We start from the raw sequence: 16,948 nt of genomic DNA on the forward strand, positions 1-16,948 counted from the left end.
CGCGCGAAGAGGTCCGCGGTGGCCCGGCGCACCGAGGCGTGGTCGACGCGGCCGAGCGCCCGGCGCGGCTGGCGGCCCATGAAGATGTTCTCCGCGACGGACAGGTCGGGGAAGAGCGTCGGCTCCTGGTAGATCACGGCGACGCCCGCGTCACGGGCGTCGGCGGGACCGTGGAACTCGACGGGCTCGCCGTCGAGAAGGACCGTGCCGGTGTCGGGGCGGTGCACGCCCGCGAGCGCCTTGATCAGCGTCGACTTGCCCGCGCCGTTCTCGCCGGCCAGGGCGTGCGCCTCTCCCGCGTACAGCCGCAGGCTCACTCCGCGCAGGGCCCGCACGGCACCGAAGGACTTGCTCACCCCCTCCAGCGCGAGTACCGGAGTCGTCTCCGGTTCAGGATGCGTCATTGCGTATCTCCATGGGTGTGTCGAGGTCGTGCGCGGGGCACTTGAGCGGCTCGGCAGCCGGAGGATCCCTCGAACTGAAATGTTTCAGTGAAGTTGCCCGGAAGCTAGCCCCGTCCGTCGGGCTGGTCAATAGCCAGGGCTGCGGCGAGCAGTCCGAGCATGGCGCGATGTGCCGAATTGTTCCGACCTCTTCCATGTGAACTGCACTGATAGACCGGCCGGAGCAGAGGTACGACACCGCCAACGACACGATTGCGTAACGCGGTTGGCATCCGTCCGACCCTCTTGACGAGTCTGACGCCCGGGGCTAGCTTCCCCGTTGACATGAATCGATTCATGTCGAGCTTCCGCGCTCTCGTCGGCCCGTTCCCGTAAGGGCCCGACGCTCCCCACGCATCCAGAGGTGGACATGCCTGATATCGCTGCCGTGAAGGCCGCACTCGCCGACCAGCGGATCGAGACGCCGTCCTGGGGCTACGGCAACTCCGGCACCCGGTTCAAGGTGTTCGCACAGGAGGGTGTGCCGCGCACGCCCCGGGAGAAGCTGGACGACGCGGCGAAGGTGCACGAGTTCACCGGCATCGCGCCCACCGTTTCGCTGCACATCCCGTGGGACAAGGTCGACGACTACGCGGCGCTCGGGGACCACGCGAAAGCACGCGGACTCGAACTCGGCGCCATCAACTCCAACACCTTCCAGGACGACGACTACAAGCTCGGCAGCGTCTGCCACCCGGATCCGAAGGTGCGTCGCAAGGCCGTCGAGCACCTCCTGGAATGCGTCGACATCATGGACGCCACCGGTTCGAAGTCCCTGAAGCTGTGGTTCGCCGACGGCACGAACTACCCGGGCCAGGACGACATCGTGGGCCGCCAGGACCGTCTCGCCGAATCGCTCGCCACCGTCTACGAGCGCCTCGGTGACGATCAGCGGCTGCTGCTCGAGTACAAGTTCTTCGAGCCCGCCTTCTACACCACGGACGTCCCGGACTGGGGAACCTCGTACGCGCACTGCCTGAAGCTGGGCGACAAGGCGCAGGTCGTCGTGGACACCGGGCATCACGCGCCGGGCACGAACATCGAGTTCATCGTCGCGTTCCTGCTGCGCGAGAAGAAGCTCGGCGCCTTCGACTTCAACTCCCGTTTCTACGCGGACGACGACCTGATGGTCGGCTCCGCGGACCCCTTCCAGCTCTTCCGGATCCTGCACGAGGTCGCGCAGAACGGCGGCTTCGAGCGGGAGACGAACGTGGCGTTCATGCTCGACCAGTGCCACAACATCGAGGCGAAGATCCCGGCGATCATCCGCTCGGTGATGAACGTGCAGGAAGCCACCGCCAAGGCACTGCTCGTCGACCGCGAGGCGCTGGCCGCCGCGCAGCGCGCCGGTGACGTCCTGAGCGCGAACGCCGCCCTGATGGACGCGTACAACACCGATGTCCGTCCCCTGCTCGCCGAGTGGCGCGAGGAGCGGGGTCTGCACCCCGACCCCGTCGCCGCCTACCGCGCCTCCGGCTGGCAGGAGCGGATCGTCGCCGAGCGGGTGGGTGGCGAGCAGGCGGGCTGGGGAGCCTGATCCGCGCCCGACCCCCGTACCGGACACGCCGCCATCCCGCAGACCGCACTCTCAGCCCCGAGGACACCTTCATGGCCACCGACACGCACCCCGAAGTCGCCGCACTCCTGGAGCGCGCCCACCGGCTCGGCTCCGATCCCCGCAACACCAACTACGCCGGCGGCAACGCCTCCGCCAAGGGCACCGCCACCGACCCGGTCACGGGCTCCGGCACCGACCTGATGTGGGTCAAGGGCTCGGGCGGCGACCTCGGCACGCTCACCGAGGCGGGCCTGGCCGTGCTGCGCCTGGACCGGCTGCGGGCGCTGAAGAACGTGTATCCGGGGGTGGAGCGCGAGGACGAGATGGTCGCCGCGTTCGACTACTGCCTGCACGGCAAGGGCGGTGCCGCGCCGTCCATCGACACGGCCATGCACGGTCTGGTGGAGGCCGCGCACGTCGACCATCTGCATCCCGACTCCGGGATCGCCCTCGCGTGCGCCGCGGACGGTGAGAAGCTGACCGCCGAGTGCTTCGGCGACAAGGTGGCCTGGGTGCCGTGGCGCCGTCCCGGTTTCCAGCTGGGCCTGGACATCGCCGCCGTCAAGGAGGCCAACCCGCAGGCCGTGGGCGTGATCCTGGGCGGGCACGGCATCACCGCTTGGGGCGAGACGTCCCAGGAGTGCGAGCACAACGCCCTCTGGATGATCCGTACCGCTGAGGCCTTCCTGGTCGAGCGCGGCAAGGCCGAGCCGTTCGGACCGGTCATCGAGGGGTACGCCGCCCTGCCCGCCGTCGAGCGCAAGGCGCGGGCCGCGGAACTCGTCCCGTTCATACGGGGGCTCGCCTCGACGGACCGCCCGCAGGTCGGCCACTTCGACGACTCCGAGGAGGTGCTCGACTTCCTGGCGCGGGCCGAGCACCCGCGGCTCGCCGCCCTCGGGACCTCCTGCCCCGACCACTTCCTGCGCACCAAGGTGCGCCCGCTGGTCCTCGACCTGCCTCCGAGCACGGAACCGGACGCGGTCGTCGAGCGGCTCGAGGAACTGCACACCGCCTACCGCGAGGAGTACGCGGCGTACTACGAGCGGCACGCCGACGACGCCTCGCCCGCCATGCGCGGCGCGGACCCGGCGATCGTCCTGGTGCCCGGCGTCGGCATGTTCAGCTTCGGCAAGGACAAGCAGACCGCCCGTGTCGCGGGCGAGTTCTACCGCAACGCGATCAACGTGATGCGCGGAGCGGAGGCCGTGTCCTCGTACGCGCCGATCGAGGAGGCGGAGAAGTTCCGCATCGAGTACTGGTCCCTCGAAGAGGCCAAGCTCCAGCGGATGCCGAAGCCCAAGCCGCTCGCCACACGTGTGGCCCTGGTGACGGGCGCGGGCAGCGGAATCGGCAAGGCGATCGCGCACCGCCTTGCCGCGGAGGGCGCGTGCGTGGTGGTCGCCGACCTCAACGGTGAGAACGCGTCCGCGGTCGCCACCGAACTCGGCGGCGGTGACAAGGCCGTCGCGGTCACGGTGGACGTGACGTCCGAGGAGCAGATCGCCGAGGCGTTCCGCGCGGCGGCCCTCGCGTTCGGCGGGGTCGACCTCGTCGTCAACAACGCGGGGATCTCCATTTCCAAGCCGCTCCTGGAGACCACCGCGAAGGACTGGGACCTGCAGCACGACATCATGGCGCGCGGTTCGTTCCTGGTGTCCCGCGAGGCCGCCCGGACGATGCGGGCCCAGGGCATGGGCGGCGACATCGTGTACATCGCTTCCAAGAATGCCGTCTTCGCCGGCCCGAACAACGTCGCGTACTCGGCGACCAAGGCCGACCAGGCCCATCAAGTACGCCTGCTCGCCGCCGAGTTGGGAGCCGACGGGATTCGTGTCAACGGCGTCAACCCGGACGGTGTGGTGCGCGGCTCCGGCATCTTCGCCGGCGGCTGGGGCGCCCAGCGAGCGGCGACGTACGGCATCGAGGAGGAGAAGCTCGGCGAGTTCTACGCGCAGCGCACCCTGCTCAAGCGCGAGGTCCTTCCGGAGCATGTCGCCGCCGCCGTGTTCGCCCTGACCGGCGGTGACCTCACGCACACCACCGGGCTGCACATCCCCGTGGACGCGGGCGTCGCGGCGGCGTTCCTGCGCTGATCCCTCCGCCCGGTGGCCGGCGCCGCATCCACGCGCCGGCCACCGGGCGACTCCCCACCCCACCTCCCGCACCCCTGACTTCACGCTCCTCGCGGAGGAAGCACCACATGACCGTCTCTCCACCTCCCTCCGCCCCACCCCGCACGTTCGCCGCGGCCGATCTCGGCGCGACCAGCGGGCGGGTGGTCGTCGGCCGGGTCGGGCCCGATCGGCTCGACCTCACCGAGGTGCACCGGTTCGCCAACATCCCGGTGCGGCTGCCCGACGGGCTGCGCTGGGACGTCCTCGCGCTCTACCAGGGAATCCTCGACGGTCTGCGCCGAGCGGCTCGTGCGACGGACGGCCCACCGGCCTCCATCGGCGTGGACACCTGGGCGGTCGACTACGGGCTGCTCGACGCGGACGGCGCCCTGCTCGGCCAGCCTTTCCACTACCGCGACAGCCGTACCGACGGCATGGCCGACGACGTGCACGCCCGGGTGGGACCGGGCGAGCTGTACCGGATCACCGGGCTTCAGCATCTGCCGTTCAACACCGTCTTCCAGCTCGCCGCTTCCGCCGGTGGTCCGCAACTCGCCGCCGCGCACACTCTGTTGCTGATCCCGGATCTGCTGATCCACTGGCTCACCGGATCGATCGGCGCGGAAGAGACCAACGCCTCCACCACGGGTCTGTTCGACGCACGCACCGGGGCCTGGTCCACCGGCCTCCTCGACCGCCTCGGCCTCGACCCGCGGATGCTGCCGCCGCTGCGTGCGCCCGGCGATCCGGCCGGCACGCTGCTGCCGCATGTCGCCGCGTACACAGGACTGCCCGCCGGCACGGAGGTGACCACCGTCGCCTCGCACGACACGGCTTCCGCCGTCGTGGCGGTACCGGCCACGGCACCGGACTTCGCGTACATCTCCTGCGGCACCTGGTCCCTGGCCGGGCTGGAACTCGACGCCCCGGTCCTGACCGAAGCGTCCCGTGCGGCGAACTTCACCAATGAGCGCGGTATCGACGGCACGATCCGCTATCTGCGCAACATCATGGGCATGTGGCTGCTCGAGGAGTCCCGCCGCACCTGGGAGGCGCAGGGTCTGCCGAGCGCCCTGGAGCCGTTGCTCGCCGCAGCGGGACGGGCGGAGCCGTTCGTCTCCCTCATCGATCCGGATGCGCCGGAGTTCCTCGCGCCTGGCGATATGCCCGCACGGATACGGGAGTTCTGCCTGCGCACCGGCCAGGTCGCGCCGGCCGGCCAGGGCGCCCTGGTGCGGTGCATCCTGGAGAGTCTGGCCCTGGCGCACCGGCGCACACTGCGCCGGGCCGCGGCGCTCGCGGACCGGGAGATCTCCCATATCCATCTGGTCGGCGGCGGCTCCCGTAACGCCCTGCTGTGCCAACTCACCGCCGACGCCACCGGACTGCCGGTGATCGCCGGCCCCACCGAGGCCACCGCGCTGGGCAACGTCCTCGTCCAGGCCCGGTCCGCCGGCCTGGTCGGCGATCTGGCGGCGATGCGCCGCCTTGTCGCCGGGACGCAGGAGTTGCGCCGTTACACGCCCCGGGGGAACGCCGCCGCCTGGGACGCGGCCGCGGCCCGGATCGAGTCCCTCGCAGGAGGCCGTACGTCATGAGAGTCGCCCTCTTCGCCACGTGCGTGAACGACGCCTTGTACCCGTCGACCGCGATCGCCACGGTGAAGCTCCTCGAACGCCTCGGCGTGCGGGTGGACTTCCCCGCCGCCCAGACCTGTTGCGGCCAGCCCCAGTACAACACCGGCTACCGGCGGCAGACCGAGCCGCTGGTGCGGCGGATGGGCCGGGCCTTCGAGGGTTACGACCATGTGGTGACCCCGTCCGGGTCCTGCGCGGCGATGGTCCGGGACAACTACCCGCGGATCGCCCGGCGTGGCAGCGACCCCCGACTCACCGCGGTGTCCGAGTCGTTGGTGCCCCGGATGTACGAGCTCACCGAGTTCCTGGTGGACGTGCTCGGTGTGACGGACGTGGGCGCGTACTTCCCGCACAAGGTCACCTATCACCCGTCCTGCCACGGCCTGCGCATGCTGGGCCTGGGCGACCGGCCCACCCGACTCCTCGGAGCGGTCAAGGGACTTGAGCTGATCGAGCTGCCGGGCGCCGACGAGTGCTGCGGGTTCGGCGGTACGTTCGCCGTGAAGAACCCCGATGTGTCCGTCGCGATGGGCGAGGACAAGGTGCGCAACGCGGCCTCGACGGGCGCCGGCGTGCTGTGCGGTGCCGACAACTCCTGTCTGATGCACATCGGCGGCATCCTGCACCGCCAGGACTCCCCGCAGCGGGCGCTGCACCTCGCGGAGATCCTGGCCTGCACCGAAGAGGAGACCGACGTCGTGCCGCAGACGTCCGAAGTCGTGCCGCAGACGCCCGAAGTCGCGCCCCGGATGACCGAAGAGGCGCCCTCGACGGAAGACAGGCCTTCGACATGAGCGGAACGTTCCTCGGTATGCCGGCCTTCCCCGAGGCCGCCCGTACCTCCGTGCACAACCCGACGCTGCGCGGCAACATCCGGCACGCCACCCACACCATCCGCACCAAGCGCGCGGCGGCGGTGGCGGAGCTCGACGACTGGGCCGAACTGCGGGAGGCCGGCAAGCAGATCAAGGAGCACACGCTCCGCCATCTCGACCGCTACCTGGTGCAGTTGGAGGAGGCCGTGACGGCCGCGGGCGGCACCGTGCACTGGGCCGCGGACGCCGACGAGGCGAACCGCATCGTCACCGACCTGGTCCGAGCGACCGGCGAGAGCGAGGTGGTGAAGGTCAAGTCGATGGCCACGCAGGAGATCGGCCTCAACGAAGCCCTGGAGGCGGCCGGCATCGCCGCGTACGAGACCGATCTCGCGGAACTGATCGTGCAGCTCGGCGAGGACCGCCCCTCGCACATCCTGGTCCCGGCGATCCACCGCAACCGCGGGGAGATCCGCGACATCTTCCGGCGGGAGATGGGGCGTTGGGGGCGCGCGGCGCCGGACGGTCTGAGCGACGAGCCGGCTCAGCTGGCGGAGGCGGCGCGGCTGCATCTGCGGGAGAAGTTCCTGCGCGCGAAGGTGGCGGTCTCGGGCGCGAACTTCATGGTGGCCGAGACGGGCACGCTGGTCGTGGTCGAGTCCGAGGGCAACGGCCGGATGTGCCTGACCCTGCCGGAGACTCTGATCTCGGTGGTCGGCATCGAGAAGGTGGTGCCGACCTGGCAGGACCTCGAGGTCTTCCTGCAGACCCTGCCGCGCTCCTCCACGGCCGAGCGGATGAACCCGTACACCTCGATGTGGACGGGCACGACACCCGGGGACGGACCGCGGAACTTCCATCTCGTCCTGCTCGACAACGGCCGCACCGACATCCTCGCCGACGAGGTCGGCCGCCAGGCGCTGCGCTGTATCCGCTGTTCGGCCTGCCTCAACGTCTGCCCGGTGTACGAGCGGGCCGGCGGGCATGCGTACGGCTCCGTCTATCCGGGTCCGATCGGCGCGATCCTCAGCCCTCAACTGCGCGGTACGCAGAGCGAGATCGACGCCTCGCTGCCGTACGCCTCCTCGCTGTGCGGCGCCTGCTACGACGTGTGCCCCGTCGCGATCGACATCCCCGAAGTCCTGGTCCATCTGCGCGAACAGGTCGCCGAACAGCCGGGCCACCGCCTGGAGCGGGCCGCCATGGGCGCCGCGGCCAAGGCCTTCGACCATCCGTCCGTACTCGCGGCCGGCCAGCGCCTGGCCTCGCTCACCCGGCGTCTGCACCCGTCCAAGCTGCCGGGCCCGGGCCGCGCCTGGACCGAGAGCCGCGATCTGCCCGCCTTCCCCGCGGAGTCCTTCCGCACCTGGTTCAAGCGCCAGGAACGCCGTAAGCGAGAGGGGGGCACCCGATGAGCAGCCGAGCGCTGGTGCTCGACCGGATCCGACGGGCCCTGTCGGACGTCCCCGCCACCGACCCGCCGTACGACCGGGCGGTCCCCCGCGCCTACGCGCGGGAGCACGGCGCCCGCACCCAGGCGCAGAACGTGGACCTCCTCGCGGAGAACCTGGCCGACTACCGGGCCCATGTCCACCGCTGCGGTCCGGAAGGGCTCACGGCGCTCCTCACCCGGCTGCTCGACGAGCGCGACGCACGCCGTGTGCTGCTGCCTGCGGGGCTGCCACGGGAGCTGCTGGACGGGGCGGCCGTCGAGGTCCTGGACGACGGGACCGGTCTCACCGCACAGGAACTCGACGGTGTGGACAGCGTGGTGACCGGCTGCGCGGTGGCCGTCGCCGAGACCGGCACGCTCGTCCTGGACGCGGGCGCCGATCAGGGCACCCGCCGCGGCACCCTGGTCCCCGACCATCACATCTGTCTCGTACGGGTACCCGACCAGGTCGTCGCCTCCGTACCCCAGGCGCTCGAACTCCTCGATCCCGCCCGCCCGTTGACGTGGATCTCCGGCCCTTCCGCGACCAGCGACATCGAACTCGACCGCGTCGAGGGCGTGCACGGGCCCCGGCGTCTCGACGTAGTGCTGATCGAGGGGTGACGGAGCGCACCCGGTCAGGCGTCGGCCGCCACCCGGAACCCGATGTTGCCGGCGCCGGCGTCCGGTGCGTTGGAGGTGCGGGCAGCGACGCGATAGCGGTTGCAGTAGGAGTCGTGGCACAGGTGTGAGCCGCCGCGCAGCACCTTCGCCGAGCCGGTGCGCGGACCGGTCGGGGCCGTGCGGGGCACGGTGCCGTGGGCGGTGGTCCACCAGTCGGCGCACCATTCCCACACGTTGCCGGACGTGTTGTACAGGCCGAAGCCGTTCGGCTCGAAGGCGGTGACGGGCGCGGTGGAGCGAAAACCGTCGGCGGCGGTGTTGCGTACGGGGAACCTCCCGCGCCAGATGTTGAGGCGGGGCACTCCCCCGGGTTCGAGTTCATCGCCCCAGGGGAAGCGCTTCTGGTCGAGGCCGCCACGTGCCGCGTACTCCCACTCGGCTTCGGTGGGCAGCCGCATTCCGGCCCAGGCACAGTAGGCGAGCCCGTCGTTGTGGGAGAGGTGGCCGGCCGGGTGGCCGGGCCGGTCCGCCGCCGAACTCCCGGGCCCTTCGGGGGCGTTCCAGTACGCGCCGGTCACCGCGCACCACCAGGGTGCGCGCTCGGGCCTCGGGGAGACCTTGCGCAGGGCGCCGGTGAGAAAGCCGGCGAAGACATAGCTCCAGCCCAGGCGTTCGGCGTCGGTGCGGTAGCCGGTGGCGGCCACGAAGGCCGCGTATTCCTCGACGGTGACCGTGGTGGCCGCGATCCGGAACGGGGCGAGCGTCACCTCACGCACCGGCCCCTCACCGTCGGAGGGGACGGCGTCCGGGTCGGTGCCGCCCATACGGAAGGTGCCGCCGGGAAGAGTCAACAGCTCGGTGGGCGGGGCCTGTTCGCGGGTGCCACCGAGCTGCCGCGCTCCAGGTGACAGCAGTGCCACCGGGCCGCGCGCAGGGGCACAGCAGGACGCCGTCCCCGTGGGGACGCGCGCAGGGAGCGGGTCGGCGGCTGCCTGGCTCATGGCGTGGACTTTCGGCTGAGGAACTCGGCGACCGTCACCTTATGCGCCGCTGAACGCCGAGTGTTGCGGCGATGTGTCGATCCCTTGTCGGTCTCCGGAACAGGTGGGTGCCAGCCGGCGTCCCGGGACCAAGATCGGCGCAACCCCACCAGCTCACGCCCCTCCCACGTACCGCCTACCGCCTACCGCCTACCGCTGGAGCGTCCGACGTGCCCACCCGCAGAGGTTTCCTCACCGCCGCCACCGCCGTCGCGGCCGGATCCGCCCTCTCGTCCCTCGGCACCGCCTCCGCGGCGCGCGCCGCGACGCACCGCCGCCGCCCCAACATCGTGCTGATCAACGCCGATGACCTCGGATACGGCGAATTCGGTTCCTACGGGCAGGAGTTGATCAGCACCCCGCACCTGGACCGGCTCGCCGCCGAAGGCATCCGCTTCACCGACGCCTACGCCAACGCCCCGCTGTGCGCACCGTCGCGGGCCTCCCTGCTGACCGGCCTGCACGGCGGTCATGCCACGGTGCGCGAGAATCCGACCGACGGTCCGTATGTCTACTTCCAGGACAGCGACACCTCGTTCGCGGAACCGCTGCGCGCCCGCGGATACCGCACCGCGGTGATCGGCAAGTGGGGTTACGGCGACGAGTCGGGCGACACCACCGCGGCCTCGCACCCCAATCGGCGCGGCTTCGAGGAGTTCTACGGCTACATCTCCCATATCCATGCGCACGAGTACTACCCCGGTTACCTGTGGCACAACGGCGAGAAGCAGACCCTGGACGCCAACCTCGACGGCAGGCGCGGTGCGTACGCCGTCGATCTCTTCGAGCGCCGCGCCCTCGATTTCATCGACGCCCACGCCGAGGAGCCGTTCCTCCTCTTCCTCACGCCGAGCCTGCCGCACGCCCCCGGCGACGTACCGGAGTACGGGGAGTACGAGCACACGGCGTGGACGAAGGCGCAGAAGGCACACGCCTGGCAGATCACCCGCTTCGACTCGTTCGTCGGCGCCGTGGTGGACCGGCTCGCCCGGCTCGGCATCGACCAGGACACGCTCGTACTGATCACGAGCGACAACGGGCCGCACAGCGAGACCGGCAAGAATGGTGGCGCGATCGGCGCCCTCGACCCGCGGATCTTCGACCCGGCGGGCCCGCTGCGCGGCTACAAGCGCAATCTGTACGAAGGCGGCATCCGTATCCCGCTGATCGCCTACTGGCCCGGGCACGCCGCCGCGGCCACCGTCACGCGCCCCACCCCTCAGGTCGACCTGTTCCCCACGCTCGCGGACCTCGCCGGCGCTCCCGTGCCCGACGACCTCGACGGCCTGTCGCTCGCGCCCCTGCTCACCGGCGCGGGGCGGCAGGCGGACCATGCCTCGCTGTACTGGTACCGCAATGAGTTCGACTACACGGCGCTGTCCTGGGAGGCGGAGAACGGGCGGAGCCTGCGCACCGCGGAAGCGGTACGGGCCGGGGACTTCAAGCTCGTGCGCTATGCGCCCGGCCGTGACATCGGCGTGCCCGACGCCCAGTGGACCACCGAGCTGTTCCATCTCGCGGCCGACGTGGGTGAGACGACGAACGTCGCCGCCGCCCACCCGGGCATCGTCGACAGGCTGACGGCCGACGCGCGCGCCGCCTATACCTCCTCCTATGAGCGGACGGTGTTCGGAGTGCACCCCACGGCGCCCACAAGCGCGGGCGCCTCGGAGACGTTCACCGTGAGCGCCGTGCTCGGCAACGGGACGCACGAGGACTGGACTGCCGTCCGCCTGCGCCTCGTTGTGCCGGAGGGCTGGCGGGTGAAGTCCGTCGCCGGTGGCCGTGCCGGCCGGCTGGCGGCCGGTGAGTCCGCCACGGCCGAGTGGCGGGTCACGGCACCCGCAACGGCGGTCGCCGGCGCTTCGGCGCGGCTTCGGGTGCACGGGTCGGCGACGGATCGGCGCGGGCCGCTCGGCTTCACCGTGGACCGGACGGTCGGGGTCACGGGTTGAGCGGGCCGGGCGGCTGAGCGGGTTCCAAGCGGGCATCGCCGTTCCCGCACCGCCCTCACCCGCACGTCTCGGTGCGCCGACCGGTCGCAACCGGACCGAAGACGCCCGCAAGCCGGGCCGCATACGTGTGCAGAAGGTCGGCGAGATCCGTGTCGTCGACCCGGAGGCCGGCCGATCCGCCGAGTGCCGTCAGGGCGCCGCAGACGACATGGTGCGCGTCGCGGACCGGGACCGCCACGGCACAGCGGCCGATCCGGGACTCCTCGACCTCGGTGGCAATGTCGTGCTGCCGCACGAGGGCCAGTTCGGCGGACAGGACGTCCGGGGAGGTGATGGTCCGGTGGGTGACGCCGTGCAGGGACCGGTCGGCGAACAGCCCGGGATGGAACGCGAGCGCTATCTTCCCGACGGCCGAGGCGTGGGGGTGGCCGGTCAGCGTCCCCTCCCCGGCCGGCGCGTGGTCGGGGTCGCGGCTCGCGATCGTGATGCCGGTCCCGTCGAACACCGCCAGGTGGATGCCGAAGCGGACGCGTCCGCGCAGTTCGGTGAGGACCGACTCGTACGACTCGTCCTCCGGTTCCGCGCCCGCCAGTTCGCGGGTGCGCCGGCCGAGGGCGAATCCTGACAGGTCCTCGATCCGCACCAGATAGCCGTCGGCGACGAGAAGGTTCAGGAGACGGTAGGCGGTCGAGGCCGGTGTGGCGGTGAAGACCGCGATCTGGCGGGCCGTCGCTCCCGGGCCGAGGTGGGCCACCGCTTCGAGTATGGCCAGCGCCCGCTGGACCGGGTGCGCGGTCATGGTCTGCGGACCAGGGAGTCGAGCCCGCGGGCGTTCCTTCCGTACGAGGCCGAGCCCGGCAGTACGTCGTCGGACTCGGCCGAGTCGAACACGCCGACGCGCTCCAGCGCGTCCGGTCTGAGCCGTCTCAGTACGGCGACCACGACGACTCCCGACACCGCGACCGCGCCCAGCGCCGCGAGCACCACCTTGTCGTGACCGGTCGCGGTCACGAACAGCAGGGAGCCGAGCAAGGCCGTACCCGCGCCGCTCGCCAGCGTCGCCGCCACCTTCACGAGCGGCGTCAACTCCCCGATGCGCGCCAGGAATCGCAGACACGCGAGCGTCACCAGGACGTACGCGATGACCAGCGTGCCTTGGACCGTCAGCCTGAGGGCCACCGGCGGGGCAGCGGCCGAGTGGCGTACCGCGTTCAGGGCGAGGCAGACCGCGCACACCAGCAAGGCGACGGCGGCGAGAGCTCCGTACGGGGTGCGGTGGGTCGCGTGGACGCGGCGGAAGGGCGAGGGCAGGATCCGCTCGACGGCCATCGTGTAGAAGAGGTGCGACGCAGCGTTGAACGAGGCCATCGCCGAGGCGAGCCACGAGCACATGACCCCGATGTGCAGTGCGGTGCCGAGTCCCGGGTCCACCGCGCCGTCCGCACCGCCCGTGTAGGCGTTGAGCAGCATGCCTGCCCGTCCTGACGAGACAGCCCAGGCGGCGAGCAGGAACAGCGCCCCGCAGATGACGGGCGTCCACAGCACCGTGCGTGTGACGGTCACCAAAGGTCGCTTCGCCTCGGGCCCCAGGAAGGCGGCGCTCTCGAATCCGGCGAGGGCGAACATCGCCGAGAGGACGAGCAGGAGCGTGGCGTGGGACGACGCCGGCGGCCCGGGCTGCGGCAGCCGGGCACCGCTGTCCCCGGACAGCAACAGGCCCACGATGAGTGCCAGTGAGCACAGTTCGACGACGAGGATCGCGAGCATGGCGCGGCGCACGCCGCGCACCACGACGAGCAGGATGACCACCGTCACGAGGCAGTGCACGGCCGCGGATCCGGCCGGCCCCCTTGCGTCGACGCCCAGGGCGCCGAGCAGACGGATGACCTCCTGCCCTCCTTGGTAGAGCGTGAGGGCGGCGCTGCCGCAGTACTTGACGGTCATGGCCACGCCGACGGTCATCGCGCGGCGCCGGCCCGCTCCCTTGGTGACGAAGGTGTACAGACCGCCGGCGGCCGCCAGGCGCCGGGTGAACTGCGAGACGCAGAGCGCGATCAGTGCCATGACGGCCACCGAGGCGACGATCGCGAGGACGCCGCCGAGGACGGAAGTCCCCAGCATCGCGAGCGGCAGACCGATCATCGAGGCCGCCGGCGCCGTCGTCGCGATCGACTGCGCCATCACTTCGACGCCGGACAGCTGCCGTCTGCCGAGGGCCCTCAACGGCGAGAGCGCACGCGGTGGTTCGTGTACGGAGAACGACCGCGCGATCGCCTCGTGCAGTGCCGTTCCCGTGGGAACGGGGCTGCTCGGGCGAGGGGCGCGGGGAGGCATGGCGCGACCGTAGGCAGGCCGGATTTCACCGGTGTTTCGGCGCGGATACGGAAGGTCGACGCGCGGTGGGAACTGCGGCGGCACTTATTCCCACGCGCCGGACGGCGGACGTAGCGGCGCGTTCGCGGCGGCGACACACTCCGGAGCCAGGCTGTCGGCCGAAGTGAAGCAACGGACCGGTCAACGAGAGGTGATGACACGTTGAACAGACGCACGAGGGTACTCACCGCCGCCGCGGTCAGCGCCACGCTGGCGCTCGGCGGTACGGCGGTCGCCCAGTCGAAGGGGTGGCGCGTCGGCGACCACGAAGTGCGGGTCGCACTGCCGGAGGGGCAGAGCAACCCCGCCATCGCCAACGGGGTCGCCACCGGCGGCGAGGTCGCGCTCTACCAGAGCAGCGGACTCGGCCCCACGGCCCTGAATCCGTCGGCGCCGGCCAACTCGCCCGAGCGGTACACCGATCCGGCCCTGACGGAGGGCGCGCAAGGTGTCACTGTCACGGAAGCGCAGGCGCTGGTGGTGCTGCGGAACATCGCGGCCAACCTCAAGGCCGCCGGACTGCGGCCGAACGACGTGATCACGATGAAGTGCTATCTGATGAAGCCGCCCGGCGCAGCGACCGCCGACTACGCGGGCTGGAACCGCGCCTACCGGCAGTACTTCGCCAACACCGACCTGAGTACCGGTGAGGTCGTTCCGGTGCCCATGGGCACCTCCGCGCCCAAGGCGCCGCTCACGGTCAACTCCGCCCGCCCCGCGCGGGCGACGATGGAGGTCACCTCCCTCGCGGTGCCGGGCTGGCTCGTCGAGGTCGAGGTCACGGCCGCGTATCCGCGCCGCTAGCCCCGGGCCCACGAGCGGGCCGTACAGGCCGGCTCGCTCCCCGTACGACGCCCGATCCGTACCCCCTTACGCCCCGAAGATGGGATGGAACCGCAAGTGGCAGTCACACGACGATCGTTCATGCACGGGCTCGGCGTCACCGGCGGCGCCGGCCTGGCCTACGGTGCGATGGCCACGATCGGCCTCGCACCCACGGCCACCGCGGCCGAACACTCCTTCCAGGGCCCGAAGATGGACGATCTCATCGGCCGGCCCGGCGGAGCGCCGAAGGTCGTGGTGCTCGGTGCGGGCCCCGCCGGACTCTGCTCCGCCTATGAACTGCGCAAGGCCGGATACGACGTCACGGTCCTCGAGGGGCGCAGCCGTCCCGGAGGCCGCGTCTGGACGGTCCGCAAGGGGACCACCGAGACCGATCTGGACGGCGAGACACAGCGGTGCACGTTCTCCGACGGCCAGGTCTTCAACCTGGGCGCCACCCGCATCCCGCAGAGCCACATCACCATCGACTACTGCCGTGAACTGGGCGTCGAGCTCCAGGTGTTCCCCAACCAGAACGCCAACGCCATGGTCAACTACGCGGGTGACACCCCGCTGTCGAAGAGCTCTGTCACGTACCGGGCCGCGAAGGCGGACACGTACGGCTACATGTCGGAACTCCTGCAGAAGGCCACCTCACAGGGGGCGCTCGATCAGGTGCTGAGCCACGAGGACAAGGAGGCGCTCTCCGAATTCCTCTCCGGCTTCGGCGACTTGTCGAACGACGGACGCTATCTGGGGTCCTCGCGCCGCGGCTACAGCGCGGAGCCGGGCGCGGGGCTCGACTTCGGCAGCGAGACCCGGCCAGCCCCGATGTCGGACGTCATACGCTCCGGCATCGGACGGAACTTCGCCTTCGAGTTCGGCTACGACCAGGCCATGATGATGTTCACGCCGGTCGGCGGCATGGACCGGATCTACCACGCCTTCCAGGAACGGATCGGCCGCAGCCGGATCACCTACGGCGCCGAGGTGACCGGCCTGCGCAACACGTCCTCGGGAGTGACCGTCGACTACAGAGCCGGCGGCAGGGACCGGTCCGTCCGCGCCGACTACGTGATCTGTACGATCCCGCCGCAGCTGATCGGACGGCTGCGCACGAACCTGCCCGCGGACGTGCTGAGCGCGCTGGGCGCCGCCAAGCCCGTGGCCGCGGGCAAGCTCGCCATCGAGTACTCGCGGCGCTGGTGGGAACTGGACCAGCGGATCTTCGGCGGCGCCAGCAACACCGACCGGGACATCTCCCAGATCATGTTCCCCTTCGACCACTACAACGCGGCCCGCGGCGTGGTCGTGGGCTACTACAACACCGGCCGCCGGCAGGAGGCGTTCGAACCGCTGACGCACAAGCAGCGGCTGGCCAAGGCGGTGGCGGAGGGAGTCGAGATCCACGGCGACGCCTACCGCCGCGACATCACGTCCTCGTTCTCCGGGAGCTGGCGCCGCACCAAGTACTCCGAAGGCGCCTGGGCTTCCTGGCAGGGCGCCGGCGACAGCCACGGCGGGGCCGCCACCCCCGAGTACAAGAAACTGCTCGAACCGGCCGGCCGTGTCTACTTCGCGGGCGACCACCTCTCCAACGCGATCGCCTGGCAGCACGGCGCGCTCACCTCCGCCCGCAGCGTCGTCACGGCGCTGCACCGGCGCGTGATGGTCTGAGGCAGGCCGCTCCCTGCACCGGCTGAGGACGGCCGCATCAACCGATCGGTTGATGCGGCCGTCAACCGTCCCGCGCGCTACTGACAGCCGGTCCGTCGAAGAGGCGCGGCGTTCGCCGGACGAGGATGGGACTTGTCATCGGGACGGCCGCGGAGGCCGGCCCGCAGGGACCATCGAACCTCAGGAGTTTTCGGCGATGAAGCACGTCAAGAAGGTTTCCCGGCGTACGCGTGTGATGGCCGGCGGCGCGGTGGCCGTCGCGATCGCGGCCGGCGGATTCGGCGCGTACTCCGCCGGTGCTTCCACCGACTCCGCCCCGGCGGCCACGGTCGCGGCGGACGCCGCCGACGGCAACCTGGCGCAGACGAACCACCTCACCATCGAGGCCGCGGCCAAGGCCGCCGACGCCGCCCTGGACGAGGCCAAGAAGCAGAACCAGCGCGTCTCCGTCGCGG

Annotated in this window: 13 protein-coding genes and 1 pseudogene; 10 read left to right on the top strand and 4 right to left on the bottom strand. The window is 71.0% G+C overall.

The window, feature by feature from the left end:
- Window positions 1–404, bottom strand: a 404-nt coding sequence (locus ABT367_RS35150) for an ATP-binding cassette domain-containing protein (protein ID WP_352257343.1), incomplete at its 3' end; no start/stop codon positions are given.
- 409 nt (window positions 405–813) lie between these two features.
- Here ABT367_RS35150 and rhaI point away from each other — a divergent pair.
- From rhaI to ABT367_RS35180, 6 genes are all read left to right on the top strand, one after another.
- The gene (rhaI, locus tag ABT367_RS35155) at window positions 814–1,980 is read left to right on the top strand and encodes an L-rhamnose isomerase (protein WP_352257344.1); all 1,167 of its coding nucleotides are present in this window, start codon (window positions 814–816) and stop codon (window positions 1,978–1,980) included.
- A gap of 71 nt (window positions 1,981–2,051) precedes the next feature.
- Entirely contained in the window at window positions 2,052–4,097 is a 2,046-nt protein-coding gene (locus ABT367_RS35160) for a bifunctional aldolase/short-chain dehydrogenase (RefSeq protein WP_352257345.1), read from the top strand.
- Window positions 4,098–4,204: 107 nt separating this feature from the next.
- The gene (locus ABT367_RS35165) at window positions 4,205–5,716 is read left to right on the top strand and encodes a rhamnulokinase (RefSeq protein WP_352257346.1); all 1,512 of its coding nucleotides are present in this window, start codon (window positions 4,205–4,207) and stop codon (window positions 5,714–5,716) included.
- Window positions 5,713–6,549 (top strand): (Fe-S)-binding protein, encoded by an 837-nt coding sequence (locus ABT367_RS35170; protein WP_352257347.1) that lies wholly within the window; start codon window positions 5,713–5,715, stop codon window positions 6,547–6,549. The genes ABT367_RS35165 and ABT367_RS35170 overlap by 4 nt, the downstream gene beginning before the upstream one ends.
- Window positions 6,546–7,985 (top strand): LutB/LldF family L-lactate oxidation iron-sulfur protein, encoded by a 1,440-nt coding sequence (locus ABT367_RS35175; protein WP_352257348.1) that lies wholly within the window; start codon window positions 6,546–6,548, stop codon window positions 7,983–7,985. The genes ABT367_RS35170 and ABT367_RS35175 overlap by 4 nt, the downstream gene beginning before the upstream one ends.
- A complete protein-coding gene (locus ABT367_RS35180) occupies window positions 7,982–8,626 on the top strand; it encodes a LutC/YkgG family protein (protein ID WP_352257349.1) in 645 nt (214 codons plus the stop codon). The genes ABT367_RS35175 and ABT367_RS35180 overlap by 4 nt, the downstream gene beginning before the upstream one ends.
- Window positions 8,627–8,640: 14 nt before the next feature.
- Here the strand turns inward: ABT367_RS35180 and ABT367_RS35185 are convergent, their stop codons facing one another.
- Window positions 8,641–9,627 carry a formylglycine-generating enzyme family protein gene (locus ABT367_RS35185; protein ID WP_352257350.1) on the bottom strand — a complete coding sequence of 329 codons (987 nt, stop codon included), beginning with the start codon at window positions 9,625–9,627 and terminating at the stop codon, window positions 8,641–8,643.
- A 209-nt stretch (window positions 9,628–9,836) separates the two neighbouring features.
- Here ABT367_RS35185 and ABT367_RS35190 point away from each other — a divergent pair, with 209 nt between their 5' ends.
- A complete protein-coding gene (locus ABT367_RS35190) occupies window positions 9,837–11,621 on the top strand; it encodes a sulfatase-like hydrolase/transferase (protein ID WP_352257351.1) in 1,785 nt (594 codons plus the stop codon).
- Between the two features lie 55 nt (window positions 11,622–11,676).
- Here the strand turns inward: ABT367_RS35190 and ABT367_RS35195 are convergent, their stop codons facing one another.
- Together ABT367_RS35195 and ABT367_RS35200 are read right to left on the bottom strand one after the other, a co-directional pair.
- Entirely contained in the window at window positions 11,677–12,420 is a 744-nt protein-coding gene (locus ABT367_RS35195) for an IclR family transcriptional regulator (RefSeq protein ID WP_352257352.1), read from the bottom strand.
- Complete coding sequence (locus ABT367_RS35200) at window positions 12,417–13,955, bottom strand: APC family permease (protein WP_352257353.1); 1,539 nt, start codon at window positions 13,953–13,955, stop codon at window positions 12,417–12,419. Before ABT367_RS35200 ends, ABT367_RS35195 begins: the two co-directional genes overlap by 4 nt.
- Window positions 13,956–14,156: 201 nt before the next feature.
- Between ABT367_RS35200 and ABT367_RS35205 the strand changes: the two genes are divergently transcribed.
- From ABT367_RS35205 to ABT367_RS35215, 3 genes and pseudogenes are all read left to right on the top strand, one after another.
- Window positions 14,157–14,798, top strand: coding sequence for a Rid family hydrolase (locus tag ABT367_RS35205; protein ID WP_352257354.1), 642 nt, complete (start codon window positions 14,157–14,159; stop codon window positions 14,796–14,798).
- 96 nt (window positions 14,799–14,894) lie between these two features.
- Window positions 14,895–16,493 carry a flavin monoamine oxidase family protein gene (locus ABT367_RS35210; protein ID WP_352257355.1) on the top strand — a complete coding sequence of 533 codons (1,599 nt, stop codon included), beginning with the start codon at window positions 14,895–14,897 and terminating at the stop codon, window positions 16,491–16,493.
- Between the two features lie 196 nt (window positions 16,494–16,689).
- Window positions 16,690–16,948, top strand: a pseudogene (locus tag ABT367_RS35215) (heme-binding protein); the annotation flags it as partial.

The organism is Streptomyces mesophilus (assembly GCF_040300965.1).
Taxonomy (GTDB): Bacteria; Actinomycetota; Actinomycetes; order Streptomycetales; family Streptomycetaceae; genus Streptomyces; species Streptomyces mesophilus_A.